The organism is uncultured Sphingopyxis sp. (assembly GCF_900078365.1).
Taxonomy (GTDB): Bacteria; Pseudomonadota; Alphaproteobacteria; order Sphingomonadales; family Sphingomonadaceae; genus Sphingopyxis.
Window position 1 is genome coordinate 1,387,978 of record NZ_LT598653.1, and the last position, 18,027, is coordinate 1,406,004.

Genomic DNA, 18,027 nt, shown 5'->3' on the forward strand with positions numbered 1-18,027 from the left:
ATGTGCCCATAGTCGTTCCCCAACGGAAAGCGAGCCAGCTTGAAAATGACGAGCATATTGCACTGGGCCACATGGATCGCTGCAGGCGCGGCGGTGGCTTGCGGGTTTCCGGCGCGTGGAGCCGAACTCGCGGTCGAGCAGGCGATCGGTTCCGTCAGTCTCGATGGACCGCGCGCCCGCGGGGTGAAGCCTTCGCCCGACGGCGAGCTTGTCGCCTATCTCAAGGCAGACCCCGCCCACGAGGGTGTAAGCGATTTATGGGTCGCTGAGGCTCGCGGCGGAAAACCCTTTCTCCTCGTCGCGGGCCAAAGTCTCGAACGATCGGAGCGTTCCTTGTCCGGAGACGCGTTCGAGCGCCGCGAACGCATGCGGATCACGACGACCGGCGTGACGGAATATATGTGGGATGACGACAGCCGGCGGCTCTTGATACCGTCGGGCGAGGACATCTGGATCGTCGATGTCGCTACCCGCAAGCTTGCGCGCGTGCCGGACAATGGCGGTGATCATGTCGACGTCCGCTTCTCTCCGGGCGGAACCCGGCTGTCCTTTGTTCGTGGACGCAATCTCTATGTGACCGATATCGGGTCTTCGGCGACGCGGCCGTTGACCACCGATGGCGGCGGGGCCGTCTCCTGGGGCCTCGCCGAATTTGTCGCGCAGGAAGAAATGCGGCGTTCCTCGGGATATTGGTGGTCGCCCGATGACCGTTATATCGCAGCACAGCGCGTCGATGAAAGCGGCGTCGATCTCGTTCCGCGAATCGTGACGGGCGCCGCGGGAAGCGCGGTCGTCGAGCAACGCTATCCCCGCGCCGGCCGCCCGAACGCGTCGGTCCGGCTTGCGATCATCGATGTAGCGAGCGCGAAGCCGGTCGAGGCGAACATCGATATCGGGACCGATTATTATTTGGCCCGCGTCGACTGGGCGCGCGATGGCAAGACCCTGTTCGTCCAGCGACAGTCGCGCGACCAGCGACGTCTCGAATTATTTGCAGTGAATCCGGCATCGGGCGCCGCACGTCTGTTGCTGGCCGAAAAATCCGACCATTGGATCGAATTGTCGGATGATTTCAGGCCGCTGGCCTCCGGCGGGTTTCTCTGGACCCTCGAGCGTGACGGGAACCGGCATATCTATCGTTTCGGTGCGGACGGGAAGGAACTTGCCCAGGTGACGTCGGGCGATTGGCCGGTATCGGCGATCGAGGGGGTCGACGAGGCGAAGCAGATCGTCTTCTTCTCGGCCTCGCGCGAAACGCCGATCGAGCGGCAGCTCTATTCGGTTTCTTACACCAGGCCGGCGGAGCCCAAGCGGCTGACCAAAGGGCCCGGGTGGTGGCGGTTCACCTTCGCGAGAGCGCCGCAGACCTTTGTGGGAACCTATTCGGATCCCCGAACCCCGCCGCGCACCGGACTCTATTCGACAAGCGGCAGATTGCTGCGCTGGATCGAACCGAACACGCTTGATGAAACCCATCCCTATTGGCCTTTCGTCGCCGGCCTGCCGAAGCCCATCTACGGGACGTTGCAGGCGGCCGACGGTCAGACACTCTATTACTCACTCCAGATGCCGACGGCATTCGATCCCGCGCGGCGCTATCCGGCGATTATATCGACCTACGGCGGTCCCATGGTCCAGACTGTCCGCCGGCAGTGGGGAGACGTCACCGATCGGCTGCTTCTCGATCGGGGCTACATTCTCTTCCGGCTCGACAATCGAGGTTCGAGCAATCGGTCGGTCGCCTTCAAGACGGCCATCGCGGGGAAGCTCGGCATCGAGGAAACGCGGGATCAACTGGCCGGCGCCGCCTTCCTTGCCACCATGCCCAACGTTGATCCTTCGCGGATCGGCGTGATGGGCTGGAGTTTCGGCGGCTTCATGACTCTGATGCTCATGACCGAGCCTGGCCATCCCTTCGCCGCGGGCGCTGCCGGCGCATCGCCGAGCGACTGGCGGCTTTACGACACGCACTATACCGAACGGTTTCTGGGCACGCCGATGGAGCATCCCGAAGCCTATGACGCGGTGGACATCGTAAAGCGGATCGGTGGCTTGAAGGGCCGGCTGCTGCTCATCCAGGGCATGGCCGACGACAATGTCGTGTTCGACAACGCCATTCGGGTGTCCGCTGCGCTGCAAAAGCAGGGGACGGTATTCGATCAGCTTTATTATCCCGGCGGCGCCCATCTGCTTCGCGGCGCGGCGCAGCGGCATCTGTGGCGCAGCTATCTCGATTTCTTCGATCGCACGCTGAAGGACGCGAAATGAGCACTCCCATCGAAGCCGCTCGCGCCGCATTCGAGGCGATGGGGATCGATTTGCCGCCGTCAAAGGGGGGCTTTGAGGCGCGCAGCCCGATCGACGGAAGCGCGCTCCATCGTTTCGAGCAGACCTCAACCCGAGATATCGAGACGATCGTCCGGTTGGCAACGGCGGCGCATAGGGAATGGCGGTGCGCGCCGGCTCCCGTTCGCGGAGAACTGGTCCGCCGCTTCGGCCTCATGCTGCGCGAGCATAAAGAAGCTCTCGGTCGCCTTGTTTCGATCGAAACCGGAAAGATTCTGTCTGAAGGGCTGGGCGAGGTTCAGGAAATGATCGACATGGCCGATTTCGCCGTCGGCCAGTCGCGCCAGCTTCACGGGCTGACCATAGCATCCGAGCGCCCGGGCCACAGCATGCGCGAAACCTGGCAGCCTCTTGGAACGGTCCTGATCATCTCGGCATTCAATTTTCCGGTCGCGGTCTGGGCCTGGAACGCCTGTCTCGCGATCGTCTGCGGCAATTCCATAATCTGGAAACCGTCCGAGAAGGCCATGATGTCCGCCTTCGCCGTCCAGTCCCTGATGGAACGCGCGATAGGCGAGTTCGAAGCCGCACCCAAGGGCCTCGCAGCTCTTGTGAATGGCGATGCTCCGATCGGTGCGCGCCTTGTCGACGATCCCCGGATCGCGCTCGTGTCCGCGACGGGATCGAGCGAAATGGGGCGTAAGGTCGGTGCTGCCGTGTCGGCGCGGTTCGGACGCTCGCTGCTCGAACTCGGCGGGAATAATGCGGCGATCGTAGCGCCCAGTGCCGATTTGGATTTGGCCGTTCGGGCCATTCTGTTCGCCGCCGTGGGCACCGCCGGCCAGCGATGCACGACCCTCCGACGCCTGATCGTTCACGAGTCGATATACGACGAGGTGATCGGGCGGCTCGTTGACCTCTATGCACGTCTGCCCATCGGTAATCCGCTCGAACCGTCGACGCTCGTCGGTCCGTTGGTCGATCGAGATGCCTATGAGCGAATGCGAGCCGCTCTCACCGATGTGGCGGCCGCCCGCGGCCACATCCATGGCGGTGAACGAATTCATCTTGGGCATGAGGCGGCCTTCTACGTCCGTCCGGCTCTGGTCGAGATGCCTGCCGCGAGCGGACCCATGACCAGGGAAACGTTCGCACCCATTCTCTATGCCGTTCGTTACTCCGAACTTTCCGAGGCGATCGCCATTCAGAATGATTCCGCACATGGGCTGTCGTCGTCGATCTTTTCGACCGACGTTCGCGACGCGGAATATTTTCTGAGCGCCATCGGATCGGACTGCGGGATCGCCAATGTCAATATCGGTACGTCCGGGGCGGAGATCGGTGGCGCCTTCGGGGGCGAGAAGGCCACCGGAGGCGGTCGCGAGTCAGGATCGGACGCCTGGCGCGGATATATGCGCCGGCAGACGGCGACCATAAATTATTCTCACGCGCTCCCTCTGGCGCAAGGCGTGACCTTCGATTTGTGATCCGCGCGGCAGACATCGTTATCGTCGGCGGCGGCGTGATGGGATGTTCGCTCGCCTGGCATCTGGCCATCCAGTCGCGAGGCTCGGCATCCATTATCATTGTCGAGCGGGATTCGAGCTATCGCTTTGCCTCATCTGCGCTATCCTTGAGTTCGATCCGGCAACAATTCACGACCCCGGTGAACATCGAAATGTCCCGCTACACGCTGGAAATATTGCGTGATCCGTCGCCGCTCATGATCGAAGGTCAAGCGCCCGATTTCCAGTTCGTCGAACGCGGTTATCTCTTTCTCGGGCGCGGCGATGAAAAGGCCGGAATCGAGCATGCATATCAGGTGCAACGCGGTTGCGGCTTCGACCCCGAACTCACTAAGGGGCCGGCGTTGGCGGGGCGCTATCCATGGCTTCACACCGAGGACCTTGCAATCGCATCGCATGGCCGCGAAGGCGAGGGGTGGTTCGATGGCTATAGCCTGCTGCGCAGCCTTCGCGCTGCAGCGCGCGGCAAGGGAGCCGAGCTGGTTGACGACAATGTCGTTGCTCTACGGCGGGACGGAGCGAACTGGTCCGTCGAGCTCGGGAAAGGCGGCGCCATCGCCTGTTCGCATGTCGTCAACGCAGCGGGGCCGTGGGCGGCGGAAATTGCGGATATGGCCGGCTGCATCTTGCCCGTGCGCGGCCAGAAGCGTTCGGTGTTCGTCGTCGATGCGCCCGATGCCGATTCCGACTGGCCACTGGTCATCGACCCCGAGGGCTTCTATTTCCGCCCCGAAGGTCGAACCTTTCTGATCGGTGCGCCGGCGCCGGCAGACTTTTGTTCGGCCGACGATTTCGAACCCGATTATCCAGTCTTCGACGAGTGGCTGTGGCCCCGGTTGGCGGCGAGAGCGCCCGCGTTCGAGCGGTTGAAATTGCTCGGCGCCTGGGCCGGCCACTATGAGATGAACATCTTCGACAGCAACGCCGTGGTGGGCCCGTCCGGTGTCCAGAATTTTTGGCTGATCAATGGGTTCAGCGGTCACGGGCTGCAGCACGCATTGGCGGCGGGGCGCGGCCTTGCGGAGTTGATGATCGATGGCCAATATCGATCGATCGACCTGTATCCCCTCAGTCTCGACCGTCTTCAGCAAATCTTCGCTTCGCCCGAGGCCCATATCATTTAGGTGCTTCTATGTGGATCGATGCCGCCGCGGTACGGGAATTGCTGGACATGGCCGCGCTGATTGATGTGCTGGCGACCGCAGATCGGTCCCGATTCGCGGCTCCTGACCGTTTGCACTATGAAGTTGCGCACGGTGATCTCCTCGCCATGCCGGCGGCTTCTCCTTCGTTTCTGGGAATGAAGATCGTCACGGTCTTTCCCGGAAATTCCGGAACTGCGATTCCGACTGTCCAAGCCGCCTATCAGCTATTTTCCGCGCAAACCGGCGAGTTGCTGGCGACGATCGACGGGACTGAGCTCACGCTGTGGCGAACCGCCGCCGTCGCAGCTGTCGCGGCCTTGCATCTCTATCGAGGGACCCCGGAACATATTCTCATTGTCGGCACCGGCGCGCTTTCGCCCTATCTCGTTTCGGCCTTCGCCGCGAGTTACCCCCGAAGTGAGATAGCGATCTGGGGCCGACGACCGGGAGCCGGCGAACTCGTCGCGCGGGCATCGCCGCGAGGCGTTGCGGCGCTGCCCGATCTCGAGGCCGCTGTCCGGCGAGCGGATATCATATGCTGCGCGACGTCGAGCACCGCACCATTGGTGCTGGGATCATGGCTGAAGAAGGATGCCCATCTCGGGCTGATCGGCGGCTATACACCGCAGATGCGCGAGACCGACAGCCTGGCTTTCCGTGATGCCTTGGTTGTCGTCGACACTTCCGCCGCGGTGACCAGCGCCGGTGAACTGCTGGCCGCGATCCGCGATGGATATCTGCGTGAGGACGAACCGATCACGCTGAAGTCGCTTTTGTCGATGGAGGTTGGTCTTCGCGCCAATGCACCTCGCACTCTATTCAAATCGGTGGGCAGCGCGGAGAACGACCTGATCACCGCGGAATATCTTTGGCGCTGCCTTCCGCCATATCGAAACTAGGGCGGCATCCCGCCGCTCAGGCTCGTGCCGAGATCGGGCACGGCGGCTGTTCCAGGAATATCGCGAAGCGCCGACATGATCGCACCAGCACCCGCTTCGAACAGAATATGAGGGATCAAGCCATAGCGAAAGCCCGCACGGCCGAGATGGGTGGTCCCTTCACCGAGGCCGCGTCTCGGATCGGGCAAATGGACGACCAACGGGCGAAGGGGCGACAGGGCGGCGCTCACTGCGGCGAGGTCCTGCTCGGTCCGGATCGATTGGACGAAGAGAAGATCGGCGCCCGCCTCGGCATAGCGACATGCGCGGTCGATCGCTGCATTCAGGCCAAGCGACGGCAGGGCGTCGGTTCGGGCGCTGATCTGAAAATCGGTTGACACACGAGCGTCGAGGGCCGCCTTGATGCGATTTTCCATGTCTTCCGGAGGAGCGACGGGTCGCTCCAGAAGCTGTGCCCGCGGCTTGATCGCAAGTTGATCCTCGATTTGGATGATATCGGCACCGGCGCGTTCCAGCATGCGCGTTGCGCGTGCCAGATTGTGCGTGCCGCCGAATCCCGTGTCGGCGTCGACGATCAGCGAACATGCAGTCCGCTCCTTGATCCTGCACGTCGCATCGACCAACTCGGTCAGTGTCAGCAGGCCGATATCCGTACGGCCGAGAAGCGTCGCGTGAAGCGCAGCGCCGGACAGGAAGAGCGTATGCAGTCCGGCACTGACCGCGAGTTGAGCCGACAAGGCGTCGTGAACGCCTGGAACGAGCGTCATGCCGTACGGTGAATGGGTCATCGAACTACCTCCTCCGTCGGAAATAGCTCGAATGAGGCATTTATCCGGGCGTTGTCTGGCTCGGACCTGCAGTATTCGAGCACGAGGTCCATATTTACGCGGCGTTGCCGCCCATCATCGACGCTAAGCCCCATCGACTTTCCGGGTCGCGTGGAAAGTCGCTGCCGGTCGAACGCTAGGCCTATTCCGAAGGAAGTCGAGACATATGATTAGGCTCTCGTCGGTCGCCTGCAATTATAAATGTCTGCTCATTGCAATCGGAAGCCTGTGACCCCACTTCTATAATATCGCCCGCTTCCACCGCGTGCTGGCGACTGAGAGACCATTGCGCTCCCGCTGAAGGAGCAAAATCATGGACCTCAACCAACTTCTCCACCACCATCAGATGGCCTTGATGGCCGTGAGCCAGGCGCGACGCGATGGGCAGGCGATGCCAAACTTTGACCTGCCGCGCTATTATGCCAAACGGATCAACGAATATCGCGAGCTACGCGGCTTGAGCGGCGACGCCGAGGCTATCGCCGATCTCGCCGTATCACCTGCCGGTGCTGTTGAAGCGTCGGACGATCTGGTCGGTGATGTACTGATCGCCGAATTGCTCATGGCGAAGGCCTTCGAAAAGGCGACGCACGAACATCTCACCGCCGGAAGCGATGGAGTTGACGATCCGGTCGTCGATATTCGCGCCACCCTTCTGGCCGTCGGGCGCGACTTTTATCGCTCGCTGGGCGTGGAGGACGGCCCTCTCGCCGCCGCGATCGATGAAGCTGCGTCACGCTCGGCGTGGGAAGGCGAGGGCGGAGGCCTGCGTCCACCGGGCGACGAGGAGGATGGCATCATCCGGACCTATGTCGAACAATTCGCGGTGGGCGACTATCGCTATTCGAACCTTGCCGATGCCAAAGCCGCCGCTCGGCGGCAGCGGGACGCGGCGAGCGACGGGCGCGGAGCGACGCCTGCATGAAACGGCTGATTGCCTTCGATCTTGATGGAACGCTTGCCGAAAGCAAGCAGCCGATGGAACCCGCGATGGGTGAGGCGCTTGCCGATCTCCTCGGCGTGGCAGATGTCGCGGTGATATCCGGTGGCGACTGGCCGCAGTTCGAAAAACAGGTGGCGACGCGCCTTCCAGAGCGCGCGGACCTTGCCCGGCTCTGGCTCATGCCGACAACCGGCACCAAGCTCTATACGTTCGGCTCGGGCGCGTGGCAGGCGCGCTATGCCGAAATCTTTGCCGATGCGGAGAAGCGACGCATATTCGAAGCCTTCGATGCGGCGCTGCTGGCGACCGGGTTCGTTCCCGAAACGGTCTGGGGCGAACGGATCGAGGATCGCGGAAGTCAGATCACCTTTTCGGCCTTGGGTCAGGAAGCGCCGATCGATGCCAAGGAAAAATGGGATCCCGACTTCGCCAAACGCAAGGTGATTCAGGCCGAGCTTCGCCAACGTCTGCCCGGTCTGTCGATCAACATGGGCGGGGCGACGTCGATCGACATCACGCGTGAGGGCGTCGACAAGGCCTATGGCCTGACGAAGCTAAGCGGCGCCAGCGGTGTCGAACTGGGTGCGATGCTCTTTATAGGCGATGCGATCTTTCCGGGCGGCAATGATTATCCGGCGAAGGCGCTGGGCCTCAATACAATCTCCGTACACAATCCCGAAGAAACGCTTGGAATCATCGGAATCATTGTCGCCTGCCTGAAATGAGAGCGGAGCGTTGCCGCCTGGCGAGCATGACCGGAATTGGCCTGCGAAGCTTCTCGCGAGGCGTCGGTCAATTGGAACAAATGCGCCGCTGAGCTGTTCTGTTTTCTGATGCTCCGAGGCCGACTGCGCGCTTCGAAACAAACGACAAAATACTGGGTGAGGCCTTCTGTCGCATCATTTTTGGAAGGTATGCCTGTGTACGAAACGCTTGATCGTAGATCGTTCGATGAAGGTTTGGAGGCGGGCCAAACGCTTCGGCCAAAAACTTCGGATACTGCCCGGGTCGCGCTAGTCGGCGGCTTTCTTCCGCGACGCTGCGGCATCGCGACCTTCACCACCGACATCCATTCATCGCTTGCCGAGGCTGCTCCCGACCTTATGGTCGACGTCTATGCGATGGCGCCGGCCGCCGTTCCCACGATATTCGACCCCGTTGTTCGCGGCGTCATAACCGAGGGTGACGCCGGTAGCTTTATCGAGGCGGCCCGGCAAATCGAGGCGAGCTGTGCCAAGATTGTGTGGCTGCAGCACGAGTTCGGCCTCTTCGGCGGCTTGGCGGGCGATATGATCCTGGAACTGGTGGATCGTGTTTCCGCACCGCTGATCGTCACGCTTCACACGGTGCTCGCCGAACCTGACGCCGATCAGCGCCGCGTGATGGAGCGGTTGATCGCGCGCGCGACCAAGCTGATCGTCATGTCCGAGCGCTCGCACGATCTGCTGCGAAGCGTCTATCATGCCGACGACGACCAGATCGCCATGATCGCACATGGCGTCCCCGACCGCCCGTTCGGCCGCGCGTCGCAGTTCAAGCCGCAGTTCGGCTTTGCGGGCAAACAGGTCGCGCTGACCTTCGGTCTTTTGTCGCCGGGCAAGGGGATCGAGGCGGTCATCGAGGCATTGCCCGCGATCATCGAGGATCATCCCGACTTCCTTTACTGCATTGCTGGCGCGACGCATCCCAATCTGCTGGCGCTTGAAGGCGAGGCCTATCGCGACCGGCTCCAGGCGCTTGCTGTCTCGCTCGGGGTCGATGCGCATGTCCGCTGGATCAACGCGTTCATGGACACCGACGATCTGCTCGATCTTATCGAGGCGGCGGACATCTATGTGACGCCTTATACGGGTGCGCAGCAATCGACGTCGGGTACGCTCGCCTATGCGATGGCGCTGGGCAAGGCCGTGATCTCCACGCCTTACGTGCATGCGGTCGAGCTCCTCGCCGACGATCATGGCGTGCTCGTTCCCTTCAACGACAGCGAAGCGATCGCGAACGAAATCCGCTATCTGCTCGGCGATGCCGACCGGCTGCTCACGCTGCAGCGTCGCGCCTATGGCCGCAGTCGCGACATGATCTGGCCGGTGTTCGCGGAGCGGACCTGTTCGCTGATCGCGGAAAGCCGCGTCGTGCCGAAAGCTGCGCCTATTCCCGAGCATATCGGTATCGATGGGTTCCTGCGCATTTGCGACGACACCGGCATCCTCCAGCACAGCGTTCATATGGTCCCCGATCGCGCGCACGGCTATTGCGTCGATGACAATGCGCGCGCGCTGATGCTGATGCATCGGCTCGACGACGATGCGCTCGGCAAGTGCGGACAACTGACCCCGGTCTTTGCGGCGTTCGTACAGCATGCCTGGAACCCCGACCGCGGCGAGTTTCGCAACTTCATGGGATTCGCACGCAACTGGCTCGAGGATGTGGGGTCCGAAGACAGCTGCGGCCGAACCCTCTGGGCGCTCGGTGCGACGGCGCAGGGCGCGCGCGACCCCGGTCTGCGGCAATGGGCGCATGAATTGTTCGAGCGTACCGCGGCGTCCGCGCTGGATTTCGAGTCACCGCGCGCGATTGCTTTCGCGATGCTCGGCGCCGACTTCGTGCTCGCGGCGCATCCCGAGCATGATCTGGCGGACCGGATATTGCGCAGCGGCGCTGACCGGCTGATCGCGCTCTATCAGGCCGCGGCGCGACCGGACTGGCGATGGTTCGAGCCGGTACTCGCCTATGACAATTGCCGCCTGCCCGAAGCGATGCTGCGCGCGGGCGTACGACTTGGGCGCGGGGATGTTACCGCGTGCGGAGTCGAGACGTTGCGGTGGATCAACGATGCGCAGATTTCGCCTCATGGTCATTATCGCCCCGTCGGGTCCGACAGCTTCGGCCATGCCCATGCGCTGCCGCGGCCATTCGATCAGCAGCCGCTCGAGATTTGGGCCGCGATCGATGCCGCTTCGGCCGCCTATGATGTGACCGGCGACGATATCTGGCTGGCGCACGCGCGGCGCGCTTACGACTGGTTCTCCCGGCGTAACGACCGCGGCGTGATCGTTGGCGATCCGCTGACCGGGAGCAGCAAGGATGGCATTAACCCGCGCGGCCTGAACCTCAACGAAGGGGCGGAGTCGGTTCTTGCCTACCAGCACGCGACTTACGCGATCCGGGATTTTATCCGCAAAACCGGCTGAGGGGAATATGGTGCATCTGGTACAGGATGAATTGCGGCTCCATGCCGACCCGACGCGCGTCGTCGTGCGGCCCTTTCACCTCGCATGGCAAGCATCGGGTCCCGATCTCGAGCGCGTACAGCGGTTGGCTCGCGAAATCGTGACGCTCGACACGCGCACCGTGCGCGCCGAGCTCAGTGTGGTGCTGCGCGATTTCGCCGACCGGCACTGGCAGATCGAGAAGGTGTTCGAGGATCGCTTCGAGCAGATCGAACCCAAACTTGGTCTCGAAGGCCTCACATTGAAGCGCGAGATGCGCCTCTTGATCGGCGCCTATTTCTGTCACGAATATAGCTATGCCGCGGCGGCGCTGATGAACCCCAGCGTCGTTCGTCATCCCGACCAGACCGGGCTGGAGGAAGGCTGCATCCGCATCCTCCTGTCGCTGCGCGCTGTCGGCGAGGGTCATATTTCGACGATCGCCTTTCGCGAGGGAATCATTACCTGCGACCGCGAACTGACGCTGCTGCCGCAGCCCGCCTTCGCTACGGCGGCGATGCTTGGTCCGCACCGCGATGACAAGCCCGACGATGTTGTCTCGCTCTATCGGCAGAAGGACAGCACCCTTTCGGGCACGGTGATCTTCCCGATCACCGAGGCGCAGCGCAACGGGCTCGAGGATCTGCGGCTGCTCGAGTTCGAGCGCGATAGCGGCAAAAGCGAATGGATCGGGACCTACACCGCCTATAGCGGGCGAGACATCCAGTCCGAGCTGCTACGGACGCGCGATTTCAGGGATTTCACGCTGAGCCCGATCAAGGGAAAGGCGGGACGCAACAAGGGCATGGCGTTGTTCCCGCGTAAGATCGACGGGCAATTCTGCATGATCGGTCGGCAGGATGGCAAGAATCTCTATCTGTTGCGCTCGGACACGGTCGATCAGTGGGAGGACGGCGAATTATTGCTGGAGCCGCGCTTTCCATGGGAACTCATCCAGATCGGCAATTGCGGCGCGCCGATCGAACTCGACGAGGGCTGGCTGGTGTTGACCCATGGGGTCGGCGCGATGCGCAAATATGCGATCGGTGCTGTACTGCTCGACAAGGACGATCCCTCGAAGGTGATCGGCCGGACGCCCAATCCGATCCTGTCCGCCGCCGACGAGGACCGCGAAGGCTATGTCCCCAATGTCGTCTACACCTGTGGAGCGATCCGCGTCGGCGACGATATTTTCCTGCCCTACGGGGTAGCCGACAGTTCGGTCTGCTTTGCGTTCGTCGCGATCAAGGAGATTCTGGCCGCCATGGCCTAGCGACACGCAACATAAAGCGAAGCGGCGGATTGTAGGAGTGTCGCCTTCCGCGGCAGAAGGAATGACCGATGCCGAAATCTCCGCCGCCGTCGCCCGCGAATGACCATGTGTTTCGTGAACACCAGCCAGGCGACGGCCAGCCGAAGATCGAGGAGAGCCGCGGCAACGGTGACGAGCTGCACCAGAATCTGGCATCGGGCGACAAATCAGCCGATGCGGCGTTCCTGACCGACAATTTCGGTCACCGGATTTCGGACAACCAGAATTCGCTGCGCACCGGCGAACGCGGGCCGACGCTGCTCGAGGACTTCGTCCTGCGCGAGAAAATCTTCCATTTCGACCATGAGCGTATTCCGGAGCGCATCGTGCACGCCCGCGGGTCGGGCGCGCACGGCGTGTTCGAATGCACCAAGGCGATCCCCGGGCTGACCAAGGCGTCGATTTTCCAGAAGGAAGGCGCGACCTGTCCGGTCTTCGTCCGCTTCTCGACCGTCGCGGGCGGCGCGGGCTCGGTCGATACGCCGCGCGACGTGCGCGGCTTCGCGGTCAAGCTCTATACCGACAGCGGCAACTGGGATCTCGTCGGCAACAATATCCCGGTCTTCTTCATCCAGGACGCGATGAAATTCCCCGACCTCGTCCACAGCGTGAAGATGGAGGCCGATCGCGGATATCCGCAGGCGGCGAGTGCGCACGATACCTTCTGGGATTTCATCGGGCTGATGCCCGAGGCGATGCACATGATCATGTGGGCGATGTCCGACCGCACGATCCCGCGCAGCCTGCGCATGATCGAGGGTTTCGGCGTCCACACCTTCCGCTTCGTCAATGAAAAGGGCGAAGGCAAATTCGTCAAATTCCACTGGAAGCCGGTGCTCGGCGTCCAGTCGACGACATGGGACGAGGCGGTCAAGATCGCCGGCGCCGATCCCGATTTCCATCGCCGCGACCTTTTCGAGGCGATCGATGCGGGCGATTTCCCGGCGTGGGACCTCGGCGTGCAGGTGTTCGACGAAGCCTTCGCCGAGAAGCAGCCTTATGACGTGCTCGACGCGACCAAGCTGATCCCCGAGGAGGATATCCCCGTCGAGATCGTCGGCCGCATGACGCTCAACCGCAATGTCGACAATTTCTTCGCCGAGACCGAACAGGTCGCCTTTCTGCCGTCGAACATCATTCCGGGCATCGATTTCAGCAACGACCCACTCCTTCAGGGCCGGCTCTTTTCCTATCTCGACACGCAGAAGTCGCGGCTGGGCACGACCAATTTCCACCAGATCCCGATCAATGCGCCGAAATGCCCGTTCCACAATTTCCAGCGCGACGGGATGATGCAGACGCTCGTGCCAACGGGGCGCGCGAATTACGAGCCGAACAGCCTGGCCGAGGCGGGCGAGAATGGCGGTCCGCGCGCAAGCGCCGAATCGGGCTTCAGAACGTTCACGGCTAATGACGAGCGGAACGACCCTGCGCAAAAGCTGCGCATCCGCGCCGAGCTTTTCGCCGATCATTTCAGCCAGGCGCGACTGTTCTATTTGTCGCAGACCGAGAATGAGCAGGCGCATATCGCCTCGGCGCTGGTGTTCGAACTGTCGAAGGTCACGCTCGATCATGTCCGCGCCCGCGTCGTCGGCCAGCTTCGCAACATCGATGAGGCTCTTGCGACGCGTGTCGCCATGGGACTCGCCATCGATCTGCCGGCGAAGGAAAAGGCCGCGCGCGCGCCGGTCGATCTCAAGACCTCCGACGCGCTGTCGATCCAGAAGAATGCCGACGATACGATGGAGGGCCGCAAGGTCGCGATCCTGTTTGCCGAAGGATCGGACAAGGCGGCGATCGACAAGCTGAAGGGCGACATCGAAAGCGCCGGCGGCACCCCGTTCCTGGTCGCGCCCAAGGTCGGCGGGATCAAGGTCAAGGGCGGCACGCTCAAGGCCGACGGCCAGCTCGCGGGCTCGCCCTCGGTGCTGTTCGACGCCGTGGCTTCGATCCTGACCGAAGAACAGGCCAAGGCGCTGTCGGGGCAGGGCGCGGCGGTCCAGTGGTTCATGGACGCCTATGGCCATTGCAAGACGATCGCGCATGACGAGGCGACGCAATTGCTGCTCGACAAGGCAGGGGTCGAAAAGGACGGCGGGGTCGTTGCGATCGACGAGTTCGAAAGCGTCGGCACTCGGCGCCATTGGGCCCGCGAAGCCAGGGTGCGCGATCTTGCCTGATCGCCCGTCATGGTGAGCCGCGCATCGGCGACCCATCATCGCGATCTCCGGACCGGCCAGTCGATCTGGTCGGCACGGCGTCGTCCCGCGATCGCTGCGCGGCCGCTGACAAGGGATATCGCGTGCGACGTGGTCGTCGTCGGGGCTGGCGTGTCGGGCGCGCTGATCGCCGAGGCCTTGTCGGAAGCGGGGCTCAACATCGTGATCGTCGATCGCCGGGGTCCCGCCGAAGGATCGACCGCCGCGTCGACCGCCATGCTGCAATATGAGCTCGATACCCCGCTGACCTTGATGGCCGAGCGGATCGGGCGCGAAAAGGCCGAACGCATCTGGCGGCGATCGCGCCAGTCGGTCGATGCACTACGCGAACGGACCGAGCGGCTGGGCCTCGCCGTCGATGGGGCGACGCGCGCCTCGATCTATCTCGACGGCAACGTCCTCGACGCCGAAGGTCTTGCGCGTGAAGCCGACGCCCGGCGGCGCGCGGGGTTCGAGGTCGAGCTGCTCAAACCCGCCGCAGTGCTGGATCGCTACGGGATCAAGGGACGCCACGCGCTGCTAGGCTTCGGCAATTATTCCGCCGATCCGCGCCGCCTTACCGCAGGCTTTCTGAACGTTGCGCTGGCGCGGGGCGCGCGGCTCTATTCGCCCGTCGATATCTGCGACATCGCGCCGACGGGCGAGGGGGTCACCTTGGTCTCGGCGCGCGGACCGAGCATTCGCGCGCGCCATGTCGTCATGGCAACGGGTTATGAGATGATGAAGGGGATTCCTCGCAAGGGGAACAAGATCATCTCGAGCTGGTCGATCGCGACGCGCCCGCAGCCCCGGGCCATCTGGCCGACCGCCGCGATGATCTGGGAAGCCGCCGATCCCTACCTCTACATCCGGACGACCCCACGCGGAGAAATCATCTGCGGCGGCGAGGATGAGGAAATCGGTAACGCGGCTCTCCGCGATGCGAAGCTCCCCGACAAGGCAGCGACGCTATCGCGAAAGCTTGCTGCCCTGTTACCGGGAGTGGATGCGGAACCGGCTTATAGCTGGGCCGGCAGTTTCGGCGACAGCCCGGTCGGTACGCCGACTATCGGTCGCATTCCCGGTATGCCGAACTGCTATGCCGCGATGGGCTATGGCGGAAATGGAATCACCTTCTCGATGATGGCGGCCCAGATGCTGCGCAGCCTTATCTGTGGCTACGGCGATCCCGACGCCGATCTGGTCAGCTTCCATCGCAGTTTTTGACGGCGCGTCAGCGATTGCCCTTCGGCTTGGCGGTCATCTGCACCGCGGAGGCCTCTTGGGCTGCGAGCGCGGTCGGCGGCTTCGCCTTGGCGGCCTTGGGTTTGCGAATCTCGCGATTGCTGCGTTTTTGCGATTTGGCCATGTCAGATATCTTTCTTCGGTTTCAGGATGCGCGTGTTCACGAACGTGCTAGCGAGCCGTTTGCGTCCGCAATCTGTTGAGCGGAAAATAGGGGCGATGCTGGTAGGGAAAGGCCGTCAGACGCCGACCGATCCCTTCGATCATGCGCCCATAACGGTCGATCGCCGAGGGATTTGTTGCGGCGGCGTATCGCGCGAGCGCGATCTGCTCGTCTTCGAGCAATTGAATAAGGCACATGGTGTGTGCTCCTGCATCAAGCGAGAGCACGGATCGTCCCTCTGTCACATGGAGCTTGTTCGATTTCAGGTGATGGGAGGCCTATAGCACATCCCGATAAATGTGCGGCACGAATACCGACATTATTCGGGTTCGGGAGAGACGTTCGCTCACCACGAAATCGCGCGCCGGCCTTATGGGCGCTCATGCGTGGCCGGCGGGCGATAGAAGCGGTGACGGAGAACATGGCCGTCGATCAGGTGACCGCGGAGCCGGAGGCGCATTTCCTCGGCGCCGGAGCCGGATGTGCAGACAAGGCGGGTACCGCCCGACTGAAGCGGCTCGATCGCACTGATGCTGACACCTTGCAGAAGGCACAGGCGCTTGACCTCGTCTTCCGGCAGCGAAATGTTCATCGCGCGGCTCATTTGAATCCTGGGCCGCTCGGCCAGCGGCGGATCGCTGCCGCAACCCGTTCATATCCCTCGGGGCTCGCGGTCGCGACTGTAAGCGGGCGGCCGCCGAGCGCGGCGTTGTCGGTGTTCAGGAAGGCTATCGCCGGATCCCGTCCGCCCATCGTCAAGAAGGCGAGCTGACTGATGTCCCCTTGGCGCCGTGCGTCATCCAAGGCGAATGGTCTACGGCTCTTGCGGAAAAATCGTCTCGATTGCGCGTTGGCTGGGGCAGGCGTGTCCGGGGCCGGCGACTGGGGCTGATCGGAATCGGGCGGCATGGGGCGGCTCCTGCATGTAAGCGGGAGCGCCAGGTCTCTCAGCCGCGGCCGCCTACGATGAACGTGTGCCGCGATGATCCGTATATGGGAGCTCCAGCCAGGATTATAAGGTGTCGCGCCGATCATCTGACGGGTTTCGGGAATCTGAGCCCGTCAGTGTCTATTCGGTTCCTGCGAAACGTGGTTGCGCCTCGATTGCACCAGCACGCAGATCGAGCTTTCAAGCGAACGCCGGGAATAGTTGGAGCGTCCGCCAGTTTCATTCGACCGCCAAAAGCCGCCGTTCCGCAAACGGCCAGGTCTGGCGGTAATGAGCCGTAATCCGTCTCAGGCGAGGGGGGGGACAGGAAGCGGAAAACAGGACTGCCTCTACCCGGCTTGTGCGGCCGGATCACTCACTGGCTCGTCAGCATCCATCGGCTCGTAGCTTTCGAGCGTAAAGCCCTGCGACGTGTTGCCGCGCCCGTGACGATCAGCGCCTGCGGCAGCCGCGCATTGTCATAGCTGAGGCCATTCTCGAACCATGTCCATTCGGGACCTTCCCATGCGCTCAGCAGTTTTTCGAGGCGGTCGGCGAGTTCGGCCCGCAGGTGCGCGGCGGCATAATCTTCCGCGTAAACCGCGCAATAGGGCGCGAGGCCGAGCAAGGTGAACGCCCAGGCCCGCGGCGAAGTAAACGCTACCACCCCGTCCAGCGCCTCGCTGAACAGCTCTCTTGCCCAGCGCGCGTGTCCGGGGGAGCCGGCGCGTGCGCTATAGGTGCCCAGCGCCCAGAGCGTCCGCCCATGACTGTCTTCCGAGCCCGCATCTTCCAGCCATCGCCGGTCGAAGCTCATGAAATTGCGAAAGCGCCGATTGTCCGGATTCCAGCCATGCTGGATGAAGGCCGCGAAGGTGGACGACAGGCGGCGCACCAGCGGCGCGTCGGGACCGTCGGCGAGACCGCAGCACAGCAGCAGCGCCCGCGCATTGTCGTCGATGCAATAGCCATGGCGGCGGTCGGCGATCGCATGAACCGCATGCTGGGCCATGCCCGTATCGTCGCTCATCGCGGCGAGATGATCGAGCGACATGGGCGGGAGGTTCGGTCGGGCTTTCGTCTGTGCGATCGTCGGGATGGGTTTTGGCATGTCCATCCGGTCGCCGGTCGCAACCCTGCCTTTGCGGGAAGCCGCGCGAAAGCTCGCGGCATAGCGGCGCGCCGTATTCGCCCAGGTCATCGGACGGCTGGCGGCATAGGCCTTGCGGCCCATCGCCAGACGTCCGGTTTCGTCGCCCAGCAGATTGGCAATTGCAGGACCGAAGCCAGCCGGATTGTCGAACGGGATCAGCACGCCCGACCCATCGATCAGCAGCTCGGCGGCG

Annotated in this window: 16 protein-coding genes; 10 read left to right on the forward strand and 6 right to left on the reverse strand. The window is 62.9% G+C overall.

All coding sequences use genetic code 11. The annotated features are described in order from the left end of the window. Positions 1-45: 45 nt before the first annotated feature. The 4 genes from QZL87_RS06220 to QZL87_RS06235 are packed head-to-tail and all read left to right on the forward strand — an operon-like array spanning position 46 to position 5,856. Positions 46-2,268: a S9 family peptidase gene (locus QZL87_RS06220; protein ID WP_295325411.1), complete on the forward strand. Its 2,223-nt coding sequence runs from the start codon at positions 46-48 to the stop codon at positions 2,266-2,268. Then, positions 2,265-3,773, forward strand: coding sequence for an aldehyde dehydrogenase family protein (locus QZL87_RS06225; protein ID WP_295325414.1), 1,509 nt, complete (start codon positions 2,265-2,267; stop codon positions 3,771-3,773). Before QZL87_RS06220 ends, QZL87_RS06225 begins: the two co-directional genes overlap by 4 nt. Continuing rightward, positions 3,770-4,936, forward strand: coding sequence for an FAD-binding oxidoreductase (locus QZL87_RS06230; RefSeq protein ID WP_295325418.1), 1,167 nt, complete (start codon positions 3,770-3,772; stop codon positions 4,934-4,936). The genes QZL87_RS06225 and QZL87_RS06230 overlap by 4 nt, the downstream gene beginning before the upstream one ends. An 8-nt stretch (positions 4,937-4,944) precedes the next feature. Then, a complete protein-coding gene (locus tag QZL87_RS06235) occupies positions 4,945-5,856 on the forward strand; it encodes a hypothetical protein (protein ID WP_295325421.1) in 912 nt (303 codons plus the stop codon). Here QZL87_RS06235 and QZL87_RS06240 read toward each other — a convergent pair. Further along, entirely contained in the window at positions 5,853-6,644 is a 792-nt protein-coding gene (locus tag QZL87_RS06240) for an isocitrate lyase/PEP mutase family protein (RefSeq protein WP_295325426.1), read from the reverse strand. The genes QZL87_RS06235 and QZL87_RS06240 overlap by 4 nt on opposite strands. Before the next feature lie 352 nt (positions 6,645-6,996). Between QZL87_RS06240 and QZL87_RS06245 the strand changes: the two genes are divergently transcribed. The 6 genes from QZL87_RS06245 to QZL87_RS06270 all read left to right on the forward strand — a co-directional run bounded on the left by QZL87_RS06245 (position 6,997) and on the right by QZL87_RS06270 (position 15,572). Continuing rightward, the gene (locus QZL87_RS06245) at positions 6,997-7,608 is read left to right on the forward strand and encodes a hypothetical protein (RefSeq protein ID WP_295325430.1); all 612 of its coding nucleotides are present in this window, start codon (positions 6,997-6,999) and stop codon (positions 7,606-7,608) included. Next, positions 7,605-8,351, forward strand: coding sequence for an HAD-IIB family hydrolase (locus QZL87_RS06250; RefSeq protein WP_295325433.1), 747 nt, complete (start codon positions 7,605-7,607; stop codon positions 8,349-8,351). Before QZL87_RS06245 ends, QZL87_RS06250 begins: the two co-directional genes overlap by 4 nt. Before the next feature lie 195 nt (positions 8,352-8,546). Continuing rightward, a complete protein-coding gene (locus QZL87_RS06255; RefSeq protein ID WP_295325437.1) occupies positions 8,547-10,817 on the forward strand; it encodes a glycosyltransferase family 4 protein in 2,271 nt (756 codons plus the stop codon). 7 nt (positions 10,818-10,824) lie between these two features. Beyond that, positions 10,825-12,108 carry a glycoside hydrolase family 130 protein gene (locus QZL87_RS06260; RefSeq protein WP_192648818.1) on the forward strand — a complete coding sequence of 428 codons (1,284 nt, stop codon included), beginning with the start codon at positions 10,825-10,827 and terminating at the stop codon, positions 12,106-12,108. Positions 12,109-12,176: 68 nt separating this feature from the next. Continuing rightward, positions 12,177-14,327, forward strand: coding sequence for a catalase (locus QZL87_RS06265; RefSeq protein WP_295325440.1), 2,151 nt, complete (start codon positions 12,177-12,179; stop codon positions 14,325-14,327). Positions 14,328-14,336: 9 nt separating this feature from the next. Beyond that, entirely contained in the window at positions 14,337-15,572 is a 1,236-nt protein-coding gene (locus QZL87_RS06270) for an FAD-binding oxidoreductase (RefSeq protein WP_295325443.1), read from the forward strand. 7 nt (positions 15,573-15,579) lie between these two features. Here QZL87_RS06270 and QZL87_RS06275 read toward each other — a convergent pair whose 3' ends face one another. From QZL87_RS06275 to QZL87_RS06295, 5 genes are all read right to left on the reverse strand, one after another. Continuing rightward, positions 15,580-15,714 (reverse strand): hypothetical protein, encoded by a 135-nt coding sequence (locus QZL87_RS06275; RefSeq protein ID WP_264081034.1) that lies wholly within the window; start codon positions 15,712-15,714, stop codon positions 15,580-15,582. 47 nt (positions 15,715-15,761) lie between these two features. After that, a complete protein-coding gene (locus QZL87_RS06280) occupies positions 15,762-15,935 on the reverse strand; it encodes a hypothetical protein (RefSeq protein ID WP_295325447.1) in 174 nt (57 codons plus the stop codon). Positions 15,936-16,123: 188 nt separating this feature from the next. After that, complete coding sequence (locus tag QZL87_RS06285) at positions 16,124-16,345, reverse strand: hypothetical protein (protein WP_294029609.1); 222 nt, start codon at positions 16,343-16,345, stop codon at positions 16,124-16,126. Positions 16,346-16,353: 8 nt separating this feature from the next. Beyond that, on the reverse strand, positions 16,354-16,662 hold the full coding sequence (locus QZL87_RS06290) for an antitoxin Xre/MbcA/ParS toxin-binding domain-containing protein (protein ID WP_294029608.1): 309 nt from the start codon (positions 16,660-16,662) through the stop codon (positions 16,354-16,356). Between the two features lie 395 nt (positions 16,663-17,057). Beyond that, a complete protein-coding gene (locus QZL87_RS06295; protein ID WP_294029607.1) occupies positions 17,058-17,996 on the reverse strand; it encodes a hypothetical protein in 939 nt (312 codons plus the stop codon). Between the last annotated feature and the right edge of the window lie 31 nt (positions 17,997-18,027).

Coding starts and splice junctions, on each gene's coding strand:
- QZL87_RS06250 (WP_295325433.1), top strand. CDS start 7,605: ATGAAACGGCTGATTGCCTTCGATCTTGATGGAACGCTTGCCGAAAGC.
- QZL87_RS06265 (WP_295325440.1), top strand. CDS start 12,177: ATGCCGAAATCTCCGCCGCCGTCGCCCGCGAATGACCATGTGTTTCGT.
- QZL87_RS06285 (WP_294029609.1), bottom strand. CDS start 16,345: ATGAACATTTCGCTGCCGGAAGACGAGGTCAAGCGCCTGTGCCTTCTG.
- QZL87_RS06240 (WP_295325426.1), bottom strand. CDS start 6,644: ATGACCCATTCACCGTACGGCATGACGCTCGTTCCAGGCGTTCACGAC.
- QZL87_RS06235 (WP_295325421.1), top strand. CDS start 4,945: ATGTGGATCGATGCCGCCGCGGTACGGGAATTGCTGGACATGGCCGCG.
- QZL87_RS06270 (WP_295325443.1), top strand. CDS start 14,337: ATGGTGAGCCGCGCATCGGCGACCCATCATCGCGATCTCCGGACCGGC.
- QZL87_RS06220 (WP_295325411.1), top strand. CDS start 46: ATGACGAGCATATTGCACTGGGCCACATGGATCGCTGCAGGCGCGGCG.
- QZL87_RS06260 (WP_192648818.1), top strand. CDS start 10,825: ATGGTGCATCTGGTACAGGATGAATTGCGGCTCCATGCCGACCCGACG.
- QZL87_RS06290 (WP_294029608.1), bottom strand. CDS start 16,662: ATGCCGCCCGATTCCGATCAGCCCCAGTCGCCGGCCCCGGACACGCCT.
- QZL87_RS06245 (WP_295325430.1), top strand. CDS start 6,997: ATGGACCTCAACCAACTTCTCCACCACCATCAGATGGCCTTGATGGCC.
- QZL87_RS06275 (WP_264081034.1), bottom strand. CDS start 15,714: ATGGCCAAATCGCAAAAACGCAGCAATCGCGAGATTCGCAAACCCAAG.
- QZL87_RS06225 (WP_295325414.1), top strand. CDS start 2,265: ATGAGCACTCCCATCGAAGCCGCTCGCGCCGCATTCGAGGCGATGGGG.